Source organism: Vibrio sp. 2134-1, from assembly GCF_033339495.1.
In genome coordinates this window covers 1-592 of record NZ_JAWOUS010000686.1, presented here as the reverse complement: position 1 = coordinate 592, position 592 = coordinate 1, and the positions used below count along the sequence as shown (strand labels likewise).

The 592-nt window shown below is 48.8% G+C and carries 1 protein-coding gene; it reads left to right on the top strand.

Translation table 11 applies throughout. The annotated features are described in order from the left end of the window. Positions 1–526: ATPase, T2SS/T4P/T4SS family (locus R7R78_RS27960; RefSeq protein ID WP_225474832.1), on the top strand; the 526-nt coding region annotated here is incomplete at its 5' end. Positions 527–592: the final 66 nt, after the last annotated feature.

The following is a 592-nucleotide window of genomic DNA, read 5'->3' as shown; positions in this document are numbered from 1 at the left end:
GCGCCAAGCAAGTGTCGAAGGTACTGGTGAAATTACCGCTCGAGATTTGGTGATTAACGCCCTTCGTATGCGACCAGACAGAATCATCGTCGGTGAGTGTCGTGGCGGTGAGGCATTTGAAATGCTTCAAGCGATGAACACCGGTCACGATGGATCTATGTCAACACTGCACGCGAACACCCCTCGTGATGCAATTGCGCGTGTCGAGAGTATGGTAATGATGGCTACAGCAAGCCTACCGCTTGAGGCGATTCGTCGCACTATCGTGAGTGCGGTCGATCTGATCGTCCAAGTACGAAGACTGCATGATGGTAGTCGTAAAATATTGTTCATCAGTGAGATCGTTGGCCTCGAAGGGGACAGCGTGGTGATGGAAGATATTTTCCGCTTTGAGAACAATGGCGTAGGCGATGAAGGAAAAATCTCAGGTGAGTTCCGAACGCCAGGTCTTTCTAAGCGTTCTGTGATTTATGAGAGAGCTAAGTTCTTCGGCTTAGATGGGGCACTTCAGGAGTTGTTCTCATGATGCTGATCATCATTTCACTATGGGTTGCTGTCGCGTTATTCCTGTTTATTGGTCATGTGAAAAGAC